The organism is Pseudoalteromonas sp. MMG022 (assembly GCF_021654245.1).
Classification (GTDB): Bacteria; Pseudomonadota; Gammaproteobacteria; order Enterobacterales; family Alteromonadaceae; genus Pseudoalteromonas; species Pseudoalteromonas amylolytica.
Genome location: NZ_JAKFZQ010000003.1, coordinates 256,734 through 271,761 on the forward strand (window position 1 = coordinate 256,734; position 15,028 = coordinate 271,761).

12 protein-coding genes and 1 tRNA gene are annotated in these 15,028 nt (G+C 44.9%); 8 read left to right on the forward strand and 5 right to left on the reverse strand.

The window, feature by feature from the left end; genetic code table 11:
• The first annotated feature begins 13 nt into the window (after positions 1 to 13).
• From ftsH to L1070_RS04455, 8 genes are all read left to right on the forward strand, one after another.
• Positions 14 to 1,951 (forward strand): ATP-dependent zinc metalloprotease FtsH, encoded by a 1,938-nt coding sequence (ftsH, locus tag L1070_RS04420; RefSeq protein WP_237124626.1) that lies wholly within the window; start codon positions 14 to 16, stop codon positions 1,949 to 1,951.
• Between the two features lie 152 nt (positions 1,952 to 2,103).
• Positions 2,104 to 2,952 carry a dihydropteroate synthase gene (gene folP, locus L1070_RS04425; RefSeq protein WP_237124627.1) on the forward strand — a complete coding sequence of 283 codons (849 nt, stop codon included), beginning with the start codon at positions 2,104 to 2,106 and terminating at the stop codon, positions 2,950 to 2,952.
• Entirely contained in the window at positions 2,949 to 4,289 is a 1,341-nt protein-coding gene (gene glmM / locus L1070_RS04430) for a phosphoglucosamine mutase (RefSeq protein ID WP_237124628.1), read from the forward strand. Before folP ends, glmM begins: the two co-directional genes overlap by 4 nt.
• A 79-nt stretch (positions 4,290 to 4,368) precedes the next feature.
• A complete protein-coding gene (gene tpiA / locus L1070_RS04435) occupies positions 4,369 to 5,118 on the forward strand; it encodes a triose-phosphate isomerase (RefSeq protein ID WP_070984617.1) in 750 nt (249 codons plus the stop codon).
• A 1-nt stretch (position 5,119) separates the two neighbouring features.
• Positions 5,120 to 5,467, forward strand: coding sequence for a preprotein translocase subunit SecG (secG, locus tag L1070_RS04440; RefSeq protein ID WP_070984619.1), 348 nt, complete (start codon positions 5,120 to 5,122; stop codon positions 5,465 to 5,467).
• A 63-nt stretch (positions 5,468 to 5,530) separates the two neighbouring features.
• Positions 5,531 to 5,615, forward strand: a tRNA-Leu gene (locus L1070_RS04445).
• A gap of 304 nt (positions 5,616 to 5,919) precedes the next feature.
• On the forward strand, positions 5,920 to 7,710 hold the full coding sequence (locus tag L1070_RS04450; protein ID WP_237124629.1) for a UvrD-helicase domain-containing protein: 1,791 nt from the start codon (positions 5,920 to 5,922) through the stop codon (positions 7,708 to 7,710).
• Between the two features lie 163 nt (positions 7,711 to 7,873).
• Positions 7,874 to 9,163, forward strand: coding sequence for a Glu/Leu/Phe/Val dehydrogenase (locus tag L1070_RS04455; RefSeq protein ID WP_237124630.1), 1,290 nt, complete (start codon positions 7,874 to 7,876; stop codon positions 9,161 to 9,163).
• 95 nt (positions 9,164 to 9,258) lie between these two features.
• Here L1070_RS04455 and L1070_RS04460 read toward each other — a convergent pair whose 3' ends face one another.
• From L1070_RS04460 to L1070_RS04480, 5 genes are all read right to left on the reverse strand, one after another.
• The gene (locus L1070_RS04460) at positions 9,259 to 10,110 is read right to left on the reverse strand and encodes a Tim44-like domain-containing protein (protein ID WP_237124631.1); all 852 of its coding nucleotides are present in this window, start codon (positions 10,108 to 10,110) and stop codon (positions 9,259 to 9,261) included.
• Between the two features lie 129 nt (positions 10,111 to 10,239).
• Positions 10,240 to 10,956 (reverse strand): DUF3379 family protein, encoded by a 717-nt coding sequence (locus L1070_RS04465; RefSeq protein ID WP_237124632.1) that lies wholly within the window; start codon positions 10,954 to 10,956, stop codon positions 10,240 to 10,242.
• A complete protein-coding gene (locus L1070_RS04470; protein WP_070984630.1) occupies positions 10,956 to 11,471 on the reverse strand; it encodes a sigma-70 family RNA polymerase sigma factor in 516 nt (171 codons plus the stop codon). Before L1070_RS04470 ends, L1070_RS04465 begins: the two co-directional genes overlap by 1 nt.
• A 63-nt stretch (positions 11,472 to 11,534) precedes the next feature.
• Positions 11,535 to 13,187 (reverse strand): BatD family protein, encoded by a 1,653-nt coding sequence (locus L1070_RS04475; RefSeq protein ID WP_237124633.1) that lies wholly within the window; start codon positions 13,185 to 13,187, stop codon positions 11,535 to 11,537.
• Positions 13,181 to 15,028, reverse strand: coding sequence for a VWA domain-containing protein (locus L1070_RS04480; RefSeq protein WP_237124634.1), 1,848 nt, complete (start codon positions 15,026 to 15,028; stop codon positions 13,181 to 13,183). Before L1070_RS04480 ends, L1070_RS04475 begins: the two co-directional genes overlap by 7 nt.

The window sequence follows — 15,028 nt, forward strand, 5'->3', positions numbered from 1 at the left end:
CCCCTTGAGCGATATGGCGAAGAATCTAATACTCTGGTTGGTGATTGCAGTTGTGCTAATGACCGTTTTTCAGAGTTTCAACGGCGGCGATAACATTGATCGTCAAACCAGTTACACACAGTTTGTCAAAGAAGTACGCAGTGGCGCGGTAAGAGACGTCAATATTGACCGTTCAACCGGCACGATTACAGGTATGAAGGGCAATGGTGAGCGTTTTCAAACTATCATGCCAATGTACGATGAAGACCTTATCAATGATTTACTAAAAAATGATGTAAACGTAAAAGGTGTTGCACCGGAAGAACAATCATTTTTGGCGAATATTTTTATATCTTGGTTCCCAATGCTACTACTCATAGGCGTATGGATATTCTTCATGCGTCAAATGCAAGGTGGCGGCGGAAAAGGGGCCATGTCATTTGGGAAGAGTAAAGCTCGCTTGATGAGCGAAGACCAAGTGAAAACGACGTTTGCAGATGTTGCGGGCTGTGATGAAGCTAAAGAAGACGTAACAGAGTTGGTCGATTTCCTACGCGATCCATCAAAGTTCCAAAAGTTAGGTGGTAGCATTCCGAAAGGTGTGCTGATGGTCGGTCCTCCTGGTACCGGTAAAACTTTGCTTGCTAAGGCGGTTGCAGGTGAAGCGAAAGTGCCATTTTTCACGATTTCTGGTTCAGACTTTGTTGAAATGTTTGTTGGTGTGGGTGCATCTCGTGTACGTGACATGTTTGAGCAGGCTAAGAAAGCAGCGCCGTGTATTATCTTTATTGACGAGATCGACGCTGTAGGTCGTAAGCGCGGTGCAGGCATGGGTGGTGGCCACGATGAACGTGAGCAAACACTTAACCAAATGCTCGTTGAGATGGATGGTTTTGAAGGCAATGAAGGCATTATTGTTATTGCTGCGACCAACCGTCCAGATGTATTAGACCCAGCGTTATTACGTCCTGGTCGTTTTGACCGTCAAGTGGTTGTTGGCCTTCCGGATATTCGCGGTCGTGAGCAGATCCTTAATGTACATATGCGCAAAGTGCCTTTAGATGATAATGTTGAAGCATCGGTAATTGCTCGTGGTACGCCGGGGTTCTCTGGTGCAGACTTGGCAAACTTAGTAAACGAGGCCGCTCTATTTGCAGCCAGAGGCAACAAGCGTAAAGTGAGTATGGCCGAGTTCGATGCCGCTAAAGATAAAATCATGATGGGCGCTGAGCGCAAGTCTATGGTAATGAGCGAGCATGAAAAAGAAATGACAGCCTACCATGAAGCAGGCCATGCGATAGTTGGTCGCTTGGTACCTGAACATGACCCTGTTTATAAAGTTTCAATTATCCCTCGAGGTAGAGCGCTTGGTGTTACAATGTACTTGCCTGAGCAAGATAGAGTGAGCCACTCGAAAGAGCACCTAGAATCAATGTTATCGAGCCTATACGGTGGCCGTATTGCTGAAGCACTTATCTATGGTGAAGATAAAGTCACCACTGGTGCCAGCAATGATATTGAACGTGCAACGGATATTGCTAAGAAAATGGTTACGCAATGGGGCTTGAGCAGTAAGCTTGGACCGCAAAAGTACCTTGAAGAGCAGAGTGAAATGTATATGGGCGGCAGTTCACACCGAATGGCCGGCATGTCAGATGAAACTGCTAAACTGATCGATGCAGAGATAAAAGATTTCATTTCTCGCAACTACCAACGTGCTGAACAGATCCTAAAGGACAACATGGATATTCTTCACAGCATGAAAGATGCTCTAATGAAGTATGAAACTATTGATGCAGGTCAAATTGATGACCTAATGGCTCGTACGCAAGTGCGTCCACCTCGTGACGCTCATGACCGCAAACCAGAACCAAAGTCTGACAAAACGGGTACAAAGCCGACAGCAGAAGATGATAAAAAGCCAGTTGATAAATCTGAAGCGTCGTCAGAGCTTGATGATAGAACCGAATAACGGTTAAAATAGTCGAATGTCTAAAGCCCCGCTAAGTCGGGGCTTTTTCATAACTATAAAACTGAAAGTTTTCGATAGATTTTTGCACAATATGAAGTTGCACAGCATACTTACATGCTTTTGCTAACATTACTCTAAAACGAGTAACGATAATGACAACCACAATACGTTTACCCCGAGGCCGTTTGCTAAGCCTCAATAAGCCGCAAGTCATGGGCATTGTTAACGTGACACCAGATTCATTTTCAGATGGCGGTGCGTTTTTGCAATGTGATAACGCTGTCAATCAGGCTCTTTCATTGTTAGAGCAAGGTGCAACCATTCTAGATGTGGGAGGAGAGTCAACTCGACCAGGCGCGCCAGATGTCACATGTGAAGAAGAGCTCAATCGAGTGATACCCGTGATTGAAGGTATTCGTCGGCAAAGCGACTGTGTTATTTCAATCGATACAAGTAAAGCACAAGTGATGCGTGAGGCGATAGCAGCCGGCGCTGATATTATTAATGATGTACGCGCATTACAAGAGCCTGACACGCTTCAGGTGGCTGCAGCTCATCCAGACGTGGCGATTTGTTTGATGCATATGCAAGGACAGCCACGTACCATGCAGCAAAACCCATCGTATAGTGATTTGATCACCGATATTAAGGCATTTTTCAGCGAACGTTTGCTAGCGTGCGACGAGGCGAACATATCGAGGGAGCGCCTTATACTCGATCCAGGTTTTGGATTTGGTAAAAACTTGGCACACAATTTTGAATTATTGGGCAACTTTAAAGCTTTCCAATCATTTGGACTACCACTACTCGCTGGACTGTCGCGTAAGTCTATGTTTGGAAAGTTATTAAACAGAGAAACAAATGAACGTTTAGCTGCAAGTCTCGCTGGCGCATTACTATGTGCACAACAGGGAGCACAAATAATCAGAGTACACGATGTTCAGCAAACTGCTGATGCTCTGAATGTTTGGCATGCAGCAATTAATGGAGTAACCATATGACAACTAGAAAGTATTTTGGCACAGATGGGGTAAGGGGCTTGGTTGGACAGCACCCAATTACACCTGAGTTTGCGCTAAAATTAGGATGGGCTGCTGGTAAAGTTTTGTCTAAAACTGGCACAAAAAAAGTAATTATTGGTAAAGATACCCGAATTTCTGGTTACTTATTAGAGACTTCTTTGGAAGCTGGACTAATCGCAGCAGGTATTGATGTGGTTCTGCTTGGGCCAATGCCAACTCCAGCTGTAGCGTATTTGACACAAACTTTTAGAGCAGAAGCAGGTATTGTGATCAGCGCGTCTCACAATCCATATCATGATAATGGTATCAAATTCTTTAGCGGTAATGGCTTAAAGTTGGCAGATAGCGTAGAGCTGGAAATTGAAGCAATGATGGATGAGGACATGACATGTGTTGCATCTGAAAAGCTAGGTAAGGCAAGACGTCTTGAGAATGCTGATGGCCGCTACATAGAGTTTTGTAAGAGCCAATTTCCCAAAGAGTTGTCACTTGAAGGGCTGAAAATTGTTTTAGACTGCGCCAACGGTGCTACTTACCATATTGCGCCTGCGGTAATGCGTGAGTTAGGCGCGACCGTGATTTGCCATGCCTGTGAACCAAACGGTTTGAATATTAACCATGAGTGTGGTGCAACACACGTTGATAGCCTAAAGCGTCAGGTTCTTGAGCATAAAGCAGATGTGGGCATTGCATACGATGGTGATGGCGATCGGGTGATGATGGTCGATCACAAAGGCCATGTTTTTGATGGCGATGACATCGTTTATATCATTGCTTGTTTAGCCCACGCTAATGACACGTTAAACGGCGGTGTTGTCGGTACGGTCATGTCAAATATGGGGCTTGAAAACGCGCTACAGAGCCAAGGTATCGAATTTGCTCGTAGCAAAGTGGGTGACCGATATGTTATGGAGCTGCTTAATCAGAAAGGTTGGACGATTGGCGGTGAAAGCTCGGGCCATGTGCTTAATCTAGACCTTATTTGTACTGGTGATGGGATTATTTCTAGCCTTCAAGTGTTAGCGGCGATGGTCTCTCAAAACAAAACCTTGCAAGACCTAGGTAGCGGATTCACAAAGTATCCAATGAAAATGATCAACGTACGCTATTCGACTGCTGATGATCCTACGCAGCAAAATGTTGTTAAGCAGGTTGTCGCTGAAGTTGAAGAGCAGCTTGCAGGCAAAGGGCGTGTTTTATTAAGAAAATCAGGCACCGAGCCAGTTGTTCGAGTGATGGTTGAGGCTGAGCAAGAGAAGCAAGTGATCGATTTTGCAACAAAGATTGCTGAAGTTGTTGAATCTGTGAGCAATTAATCTGGTTTTTAATTTTATTTCTTGTAAATCTGGGTGAGGAGAGTTAGTATCTCACCCGCTTTCTGATGCGGAGTATCGTATGGCGCAACGTAAGCCAATAGTTGCAGGCAACTGGAAAATGAACGGTTCGCTGGAACTGGTATCTGAGATCTGCGGCGAAGTTGAAAAGCACAATAATGCAGACGTGGATGTTATTATATTTCCTCCCGCTTTATTACTTAAAGATGTAGTAAACAAGGGGGTAATGGCAGGAACTCAGACTATTTCTGAGTTTGATTCAGGTGCATACACCGGTGAAATCCACGCAAAACTAGCTCATGAAATAGGGGCTAAATATACCTTAGTGGGTCACTCTGAAAGACGTAGTTTATTTTCAGAGAGCAACCAACAGGTAGCTGATAAGTTTGCCAAAGCACAGCAGTTTGGTTTGACGCCAATACTATGTGTTGGTGAAACAGAGCAGCAGCGTGATGCTGGAAAAACAGAAGAAGTCGTTGCAGAGCAAATAAAAGCCGTAATTGATAAATTAGGTGTAGCAGCGTTAAATAATTCTGTGATAGCATACGAACCCGTTTGGGCTATCGGGACTGGTAAAACAGCAACCCCAGAGCAAGCACAGACGGTACATAAATTCATTCGTCACATGCTGAGTAGTTATGATGAGCAGGTGGCACAGACGCTACGCATCCTTTATGGTGGTAGTGTAAACGAAAAAAACAGTGAATCATTATTTGCACAGGCAGACATCGACGGTGGCCTTATTGGCGGAGCGAGTTTGCAAAAAGATGCCTTCATCAGCATCTGTAAAAGTGCACTAGGGAACGTATAAAATGTACGAAATATTATTGGTTGTTTACTTAATTGTTGCTTTAGCACTTATCGGCATGGTGTTAGTTCAACAAGGTAAGGGTGCTGACATGGGTTCATCGTTTGGTGCTGGCGCATCAGCAACGGTATTTGGCTCATCGGGCGCAGGTAACTTTATGACGAAGACGACTACGATTCTAGCGACGGTTTTCTTTGTATTAAGTATTGTGCTTGGTAACCTTACAACGGGTCAGATTAAAAAGACAGATGAGTGGGAAAACCTTGAAGTGCCGCCTTCAACAACAGCGCCGGCAACTTCAGATGTTCCAGTATCTCCTGAAGACAACAAATCTTCAGACGTACCAAATTAAAAGATTAGTAACCTTAAGTTACTCGGTGGTTTGATTCCTCAATCAGACGATTAACCGAAAAATGCGGATGTGGTGGAATTGGTAGACACGCCATCTTGAGGGGGTGGTGGCTTCGGCCGTGGGGGTTCAAGTCCCCCCATCCGCACCAAATTATAAAAACCAGCATGATGCTGGTTTTTTTATGCCTGTAATTTATCGGATGATAGTGTGAAATCGATATCATTCTTTAGCTAATTCTTAAGTGCCTTAATTAATTGAACTTAAATCTATCTTCTTTAAAACAACGTGTTGCGCACTTCCATAGTTGTTGTGTAAATAAGCATTCGCTAATTTTACGCAAGGGCACTTCTCATAAAGAGATAGCATGGCAACAGATGTTTGTCCCACCGAGACTGACAAGCGGAGTTTTCCTCACAAAGTTAGAAATAAAGCTAGGGGCGCAAGGGAGAGTTTTGACTGTTACGCTGGCGCATAGCGGATGTACCAATGACGCGCTTCAGCGGTATTGGCTTAATCATCACGCTCATCGGCTTATCAAAGCCATTGGTAAGGTAGAAGATTCACTTAAAAACCAATACCTCTCGGAATCCAACCTTGACCTTGTAAAACAAACTGTTGCTGTACTTGAACGACAATGGTTGAGTTGGACCCTTCACATTACGCCAACACCGGAGTTCGAGCAGGCGTTGTATACGCTTAAAGAGTTACAGCAGTGGCAAGCAAACGATATCGCGGCATTTAGAGCGAAGTATATACAGTACTATGCAAATAAATATCAGCACTTTTTTGACAGCGTTGAAGCTCAGCCATTAACAGCAGCACAAAGGCAAGCCTGTATTATTCGAGATGATAACCACCTGCTGCTAGCGGGGGCTGGCACGGGCAAAACCAGTGTGATGGCGTCAAGAGCCAAGTTTTTGGTCCACAGTGATGTAGCAACCCCAGAGCAAGTCTTACTCCTTGCTTATGGCAGTGAAGCTGCAAAGGAGCTAAAGCAACGAGCTGGAGAGTCGTTTGAATGTTTGACCTTTCATGCCTTGGGCATGCTGGTGATTGCAACAGTTGAGGGTAAACAGCCACAGCTCAGTGAGTTAACTAACGATGCCAAGAAGCGATTCAGGTTTGTTCGAGATACACTTCAGGTACTTTGCCTTCAGCCTGGGTACAAGGGATTATTCGAGCAGTTTTGTATCAAGGAGTGTCATATTCAGCCTAATTTAGATCTGGCTGAATTTATAAGAAGTGCACGATGTAAAGCGGTCATCGCTCATATTACCTCTTTGTTAAGTGTCTATAAGAATGTTGCGGCTTTAGGTCAACTGACAAGAATTGCCTCACAGCAAAGTGACCTCCTGAAATGTCTAACGCCAATCATTGATGAATATCAATCTTACTTGGATACCGAGGGGGCGATTGATTTTGAAGATATGATTGCCAAAGCAATAGCCTATATAGAAGCTGACCGCTTTAATGTACCTTGGCAACATATAATGGTGGACGAATTTCAAGACCTATCACCCATTAGGGCTAAATTGCTCAAAGCCTTAATGAAGGCAAAAAATAAACGGTATTTGTTTGCTGTAGGGGATGATTGGCAATCAATTTATAGGTTTAGCGGTGCAGATATTACATTAACCACGCAGTTTGACGCGCACTTTGGTCGCGTTACTATCACTGCATTGGATAAAACTTTTCGATACCCTCAAGATGTCCTAGATATCTCTAGTCGTTTCGTATGTGCCAACCCACATCAGCTAAAAAAATACGTGAAGTCGGCTCGCACGGAAACAGGACCTACATTACAAATGGAAACTGTCGAATGTGAAGCTAATACGCTTGAAAAAGTACTTGCTCAGCTCAATGATAAAGGGGAGGCCTGCGTGTTGTTACTGGCGCGTTTTCATAAGATGCTGCCTTCACGTGATGAGCTGGTGGACTTACAAGGTAAATTCAAAGCGCTTAAAATAAGGGCGATGACCTTTCATGCAGCAAAAGGTAAGGAAGCAGAATATGCGGTGATCATGGGGCTCTATGAAGGTCACACGGGCTTTCCCGCGAATCGACCGATTCAGCCGTTGATGGAAGCGATGTTGCCAGCACGGGAGACATTTTCCTTTGCAGAGGAAAGACGCTTGTTTTATGTGGCGTTGACCCGTGCTAAGCGGCGAGTTTATCTATTTAAGCCACAAGACAACGCATGTCGATTTTTAGCTGAGCTAGAAATAAAAAGCAATACTCACTAGGTGACAAAGCCTCATTCTTTAATAATTAAACACAGCGGTGAAAGCGTTATTGATAATAAGCAATTAAAACCTCTCAACGCTTTTGTGCAGCTTAGCTTTATTACACTACGCTTGTAGTTATATGCCAAAAGCATCATAGCGAATAATATTAAAGGAGTTAAATATGAGAAAAGACCTGCTGCGAGATGCGCTCGCTCGCTTGAGCACCATTGCTCAAGACACTCCCCAATTTAGTGCTGTTTTAGAAGCGTTGAGCCAGCCTCAAAGCACTTTGACAAGCCATATCGCAATTCGTAAAGACAATGGTAATACCGCGTACTTTAAGGCCTATAGATGTCGATACAATGATTTGCTCGGCCCTACCAAAGGCGGGATCCGTTTTCACCAGCACGCAGATCAAAGTGAAGTTGAAGCGTTAGCTTTATGGATGACATTAAAATGCGCCGTGGTGAATGTGCCTTTTGGCGGAGCGAAAGGTGCGGTGACCGTAGACCCCAAAAAGTTGTCGCCCATGGAACTGGAGCGATTATCGCGCTCTTACATCAGAGCCAAAGCCGATTTTATAGGGCCTGAGCTTGATATTCCTGCGCCAGATGTATATACCAATGCACGTATCATGGGCTGGATGATGGACGAATATGAAAAAATAACTAGAACAAAGTGTCCAGCCGTGATCACAGGTAAGCCCCTAGCGTTTGGTGGCAGCCTTGGCCGCGAGAGCGCAACTGGGCGAGGAGCCTTTTTATGTATTAAAGCACTTGCTGGAAAGTTAGACTGGCAAGCAAGCGAAAAGACAGTTGCGATTCAAGGGTTTGGTAATGGTGGTTATCACTGTGCAAGATTACTACAAGCCGAGGGCTATAAAATCGTAGCCGTAAGCGATTCAAAGGGGGGAGTTTATTGTGAACAAGGGCTTGATGTGCAAAGTGTATTCACTGAAAAGCAACGCAGCAATGAACTTAGGGCTGTTTATTGCCAGCATTCCGTCTGTGAGGATATCGAACATACGCGTATCAGCAATGAGGAGTTGTTATCACTTGATGTTGATATTTTAGTGCCTGCGGCATTAGCTGGTGTTATTAACAAAGATAATGTTGAGCAAATAAAAGCGAGTTATATCGTAGAAATTGCCAATGGCCCAATAAGCTCAGATGTCGACTTGCAACTGACTGAGCAGGGGATCCATGTGATCCCTGATATTTTGGCCAATGCAGGTGGTGTTGTAGTGAGCTTTTTTGAGTGGTGTCAAAATCGTCAGGGCGAAACCTGGTCTGAACAAAAAGTTCATGACAAACTCAATGACTACATGCACCAAGCGTTTGAACATGCTTGGCAGCGATATCAACAAGCCAATGGGTCAATGCGTGAAGTGGTGTACCAAATCGCGTTGGAGCGCTTGTCAGATGCGTTACATGCGCATGGTACATCAGAGTACTTCTCCAGTTCACAGTAAGATTTAGAGGGCTGGAATACAAATAAAGGCCAGATATCATCAAAAAAGCCGCGAGCATCAGTGCTGGCGGCTTTTTTACTTCTTTAATAATGTGATTAGCTTTGTGCTAAATCTTCTAAGCCAACGATTAGCCAAGGCGCATTGCCTTGAGTTTGGCGCTCTAAGTGCCAGATTTCATGAATAGGCTCTTCTTGTTTGTCACCTAAATCACGGTATTTCCCTTTAAACAGAATACTTACTTCCCATACTTGAGGGTTGGTGTCAGCACGAACGAGCTGTGCATCCACAAACATCACCTCGGTCGCCACATCACCTGCGCTTTCACGCTCTTGCTTAAACTCTGCAACAAGTTGTGGGCTTAGGTATTCGGCCATGGTCGTGTAGTCTTTTTTATTCCAAGCCTCTTGTAACGTGACATAGTGCTGACGGGCGCCTTGTAAAAAGCCATTTATGTCAAAATCTCTAGGTAAGTTGAAAGGAACTGACTCTTGCTGAGCAAAGCCACCAGTTGCCGCCGATTGGGCTTGAAACTGTTGAGGCTGATTGAATTGACTTGGGTTAACTTGTGGGCCACCCGCCATCTGCGGATGTTGACGCTTAACTAAAGCACTTTTTACCAGTTTAAAGATTAAAAATGCCGCACCCGCAAGCAGTAGCATTTCTAAAAACGCAAAGCCTTCAAAGTCATCACCAAGCATTGCAGCGATAAGGCCACCTGCAAGTAGGCCGCCTAAAACACCCGCCATAATGCCTTTCTTACTCGATTTAGGCTTTGCAGTTGTTGGTGCTGAAAGAGACTTGGTATCTGTTTGTTGCTTTTGCTGTGTCGTACTGGTTTGATGGGTTTTACCAGATGACTTACTGCCAAACTTTTTTCTGGCTTCCGCATTAAAGCTGCTTACGAACAACAATGAGATCAGTGAAAAAAGTACAATAAAGTTTTTCATAACTATCCTAAAGAACTAAAACTGTCTTGAATTTTAATGAATTAGCCGAGTGATATAAATAGAAATAGGGCCAATAGGGAATTAAACGGGGGGAGCGGTACGTATAGAACGTACCGCTTTATTTACATCCTATTGCCAGCGCAAAGCGTTGCTTACGTCTTTTTGGTATTGCTCAACTGGGGAACCTATATTGGCAACTAATACAGTAGCGCCGTGATTGTCCTGACCAATGACACCATTGTAGCGATCATCCGCAAATTGACCGTCACCGCCTAGACTATTTTTACCAGACAGCGGTACGATAAATACTGTCATAGGGCCATGTTCAGACTGAAATACCAAGTGCAGGCTTTTCTGGCCCTTAAAGTTACAAAACGTAGCATAGGTCACTTTGCCAGGCAGCGTTTCAAGTCTTGCTCCAAATAGCGATAGTTTATCGTTAACCGTTTGCAGCGCGATTTCATCTTGCCCCTTAAATGCGATTTGCTCATGACGCACATGGGCTAAGGCATGTTCGCCCGCCAAGAGGGGGGCCTGCGTGGCACTCATAAAATACAAACCCAATGCAAAAGTCGCACTTGCTGCCGTAGCAAATGGGGTGCGGTAGCTGCGAAACCAGCTCTTTTTCACCACCTTGTTGTGCTTATTATCAGCTTGCTGATTTGCCAAAATACGCTCAGCCAAGCCAGCTGGTACTTCTACATCCAGCGCTTTTGCAATTTGCGCATCAAAAGCTTGAAGTTCCTCTAACAGGGCGTTTTGCTCAGCATTATTTGCTGCCTCTTGCGCAACGTCCTTATCGTTTGGATCTGCAAAAAGGCGGCGACGAAATTCTAGTTCATCCATCAGTTTTGTGCCCCTTTTAATGGTTCTTGACATTCGGTTAGTGCCTCTTTGAGCTGATTTCTAGCTCGATAAAGGCGAGTCATAACTGTGTTTTTGTTTAGCTCTAAAATATCTGCGATTTCATCCCCTGAGCAACCCATAACCACTTGCAGCAGCAATGGCTCTCTATACTCGACTGAAAGTTTGCTTATCTGCCTTTGTATAACGGTTTGCTCCATCTCATCGTCTAAACTTGTGCCTGTGTTGTCGACTAAGGTGTCGTTATCTACATCGGCGTAATCAAACTGTTTTCTCTCAAAGCGCCGTGCATTTTCTCGGCGTAAAATAGTTAACAACCAAGGCTTGGCAGCATTTTTGTCTTGAAGCGAGTCAAGTGAGCGCCATGCCCGTAAAAAAGTTTCTTGAACTAAGTCTTCGGCTATAGTCGGGTCTTGGCATAGCCAGTAGGCAAAGCGATAAAGCTCACCATGATAGACCTGCACTAAAGCCTCGTAGCGTTTTTGTTTTGTGGTCATGCTAATAAGACCTTATGATCCGTGAATTTCTTACATCACGATAAAAATTAATTTTCACCTGACTCAGTATAGCTGAGTCAGGTGAGCGCTATCTTGTGCCGCGTGTTTTTTTATGGCTGTTTGCAGCAGTTGATATATCTGTGTTAAATCCGCACTGTGAGTGCTCTCACTATAAAGGGATGCCTGAAGCTTGGCAATTTCATCGCTAAGCTCAGGGGAGTTTAACTGTGCCAGCCAAGCATCAAAGCCGAGCGTCGGAGCTTGCTTTTTAGCCAAGGCTCTCAACGCTTGATAAAACTCATGGGCGTTATGTTGTTTTGCAGCCGCTTTTAGAGCAATCATTGAGTCTGGCGCTTTTGCTGACGTTTTTGGCTGAGGTGCCTGTGGCTTTTTAAACCACCAAATTGCCAAAGTCAGCAACCACAAGACATAGCCAGCTCCCATTACAATCCAATCGATAAGGGTTTTACTTGCTGTTTCAACAGGCGTATTTACTGGCAAACTCTGTGCACGCTGATTGGGTTGCTCTGTGTTGCCTTGTGGGTTTTCTGGTGCTATGGGCGATACAGGCGCTGTAATTGGGGCAAGTGGTTGATTAGGGTCGGCAGTCACAGTGATAGTTCGTGCGGGTAATGTTGCGTAATTTACCTTGTTGATAACTGTGTTAAACCATGGGATTTTCACTTCTGGCAGAGTATATGTGCCGGGTTTTTGTGGCACTAACGCATGTGATGACACCAATTGTGAGATCACGCGCCCGTCACGACTAAGTTGGTTTCTATCGCTTTCATCTGGGTAGCTGCGAATACCAGAGATAGTATCTAGCTCGATATCGGGTAATTGCTCTTGTGTTACCCCAAGCGCCGTTAGGGTGATGGTGCGGGTAATAGGTGTTCCTACCGTGACCGACTCATCGGCGGGCTGCCACTCTTCACTGAGGTTGACCAACTCGCTAGGCAACCAGGCGCCTTGATAGGTATCTGGAATTGGCTTTACTTCAAGTTGTGTATCTTCGGCGATGGCAGAAACAGCCATACGGCGATAGTTTTCTCTTACCTGGCCATTAAACACCGGTGCTGTAATAGTATAGTCGCCGCTTTTTTGTGGCTGTATCAAGTACTCGCGAGTGATGACCATATAACGGCGGCCATCAACGACTTCGTAGTCTTCTTGCTGTTTCCCCATTTGCGAGATCTGAGCGTCTGACATCTGTGGGGCACTCAGTTGCCCATCCAGTAAGTCTTTGCCCAGATATAGTTTAACCGTATACAGGCCAGCCTGTTGAACATACAAGTTGCTTGGTGTTAGCTCAGCGGTGACAAAAATATCTTTTTGCTGTTGCTGCTCATCGCCCCGAGGCACGACTTTTAATTGAATGGCCTCAGAGCGCTTGCCAGCTACTTCAAAAGCGGGGATCGTGAAAGTTCCGGGCTTTCTAGCCAATACCTGCATTTGCCATGTGGTTTGACTACTCATGCTACCGTTGATAATGCTGGTTCGAGACCCAACACTAATTGGGCCAGTCACAAATTGTGCAGACAGAGCACTGGTATCGGGCTGTTCGCCAGAGACCTTACCATCAGCCTCAATGGTGAGGGTAAAGTATTCCCCAACTAGCACGGGGTTTTTATCGACGCTGGCAGTGAGGGTATCAATGGCCATACTTGGGTGTAAAAATAGTAAAAGGAATACGGAAATTAACAAGCGTATTACCATGATTTTTCAACTCCTTGTGGACGGCGTTGTTGAGCGCGTTGCTGGGCTTTTAGTTGCATCTTATTGCGTAGCAAAATAGCAGGGTCATCGGGTACTTTACGAAGTAACTGATTGAGCTGCTGAGCCTTTTCTTTTTCTTCAGGGGTAAGTGGTTGAGCCGCAACCGATGCGCCTTGTGCTTCATCAGTGGCCTCATCAGAGCTTGGTTGCTTTTGCTGCTGTTGCATTGCTGCTTGGGCATTGTGATCATCACTGTTTTGCTGTTCAGTTTGTTCAGTTTGTTCAGTTTGTTCAGTTTGTTCAGTTTGTTCAGTTTGTTCAGCACTTTGCGCATGCTGTTGTGTACTGGGGTCGCTTTGCATATCGGGCTGATTGTTTTGATCACCTTGTTGCTGTTGATCACCATGCTGTTGTTGGTCACCTTGTTGCTGCTGGTCACCTTGTTGCTGCTGGTCACCTTGTTGCTGTTGGTCATCTTGCTGCTGTTGGTCTTGTTGTTGTTTAAGTTGTTCAACAAGCTTTTTGTTATCAGCCGCTTCGCTCAAGTCTGGATTTATTGATAGCGCCTGTTCATATGCTTCAATGGCTGCGTCTAGCTCGCCTTGCTTAGCCAGTGCATTACCATAATTGTATTGTCCCAGTGCAGACTGTGTGTCGCGCAATACTTCAGCGGCTTGGTCGTAATGGCCTTGTTTGTATAGGGCGGCACCTTTAAGTTCAGGGTTTTGCGCTGCAGCGGCGTTTGCAAAGTCATCATTTTGATATGCACCAAGGGCATTCTGGTCGGTATTTTTTAACCAACTTTGCCAATCAGCGGCCATGGGTTGCTCAATCGGTGTCATTATAAACATCACGGCTAGGAGAGTGATGCCTGCGCGACGCATGAGCAACAGTGCCATTGGTAACAAGAGCAGCAAACCATAATGCCCTGCATCCACACGCCATAATGCTTGGCTTTGTTGAGTTTCGTTTAGTACATCATCATTTTTAACTTTGGGTTTAAACGCTTTGATGTCTTGCCCTGCAGGGCTGTAGCGTACAAATTTTCCGCCATGACTTTTTGCAAGCCCCGCTAAGCGCGAGAAATTAATTTTAGGTACTACAATTTGTCCTGAAGCGTCCTTCAAAAATCCACCTTCAGGTACCGCGATTGGCGCGCCTTGTTCGGTACCAATACCATAAATACTCAATTGATAACGTTCATTCTTTAGCTCAGAGGTGATGTCATCAACATCGTTCTGGTCTAGTCCGTCAGTCACCAAAATGATATCACCTTGGGTATAACCTGCTTGCTTTAGTAAGGAGACCGCTTGAGCGATACCAGCGAGTACATTTGAACCTCTATCAGGCATAATCTCAGGGCTTAGGCTGGGAATTAAGTTAGCTAATGTTGCTGCATCACTGGTTAGCGGTGAAACAGTATAGGCATCACCTGCGTAGGCTACTAGTGCCGTTTCACCTTCTTTGAATAGCTCAATCATATCCAGTGCTTTAAAACGCGCTTGGGTTAAACGATTTGGTGTGATGTCGGTGGAATACATTGAATAGGACATATCCATTAACAGCACTCGCGCTTGTTTGGCTTGATAGACGGGTACTTGTTGTTTTTCGAAACTTGGGCCTGCGATACTTAAAATACCAAGCAATAAAAATAGGCTCATCAACAGCGGGCTACTTTGTTTTTTCTGCTGCTTTGCTTCACTGAGCATCACTCCCGCAAGGTGTGGAGCAATAAGCTCACCGTGTTTGTGATTGTTTCTCTTTACAAACTGTAAGCCCGTGATAAGTAACCAAGGGAGAAGCAGCCACAATAGAGCAGGGCGAATAAACATGAACTCCAT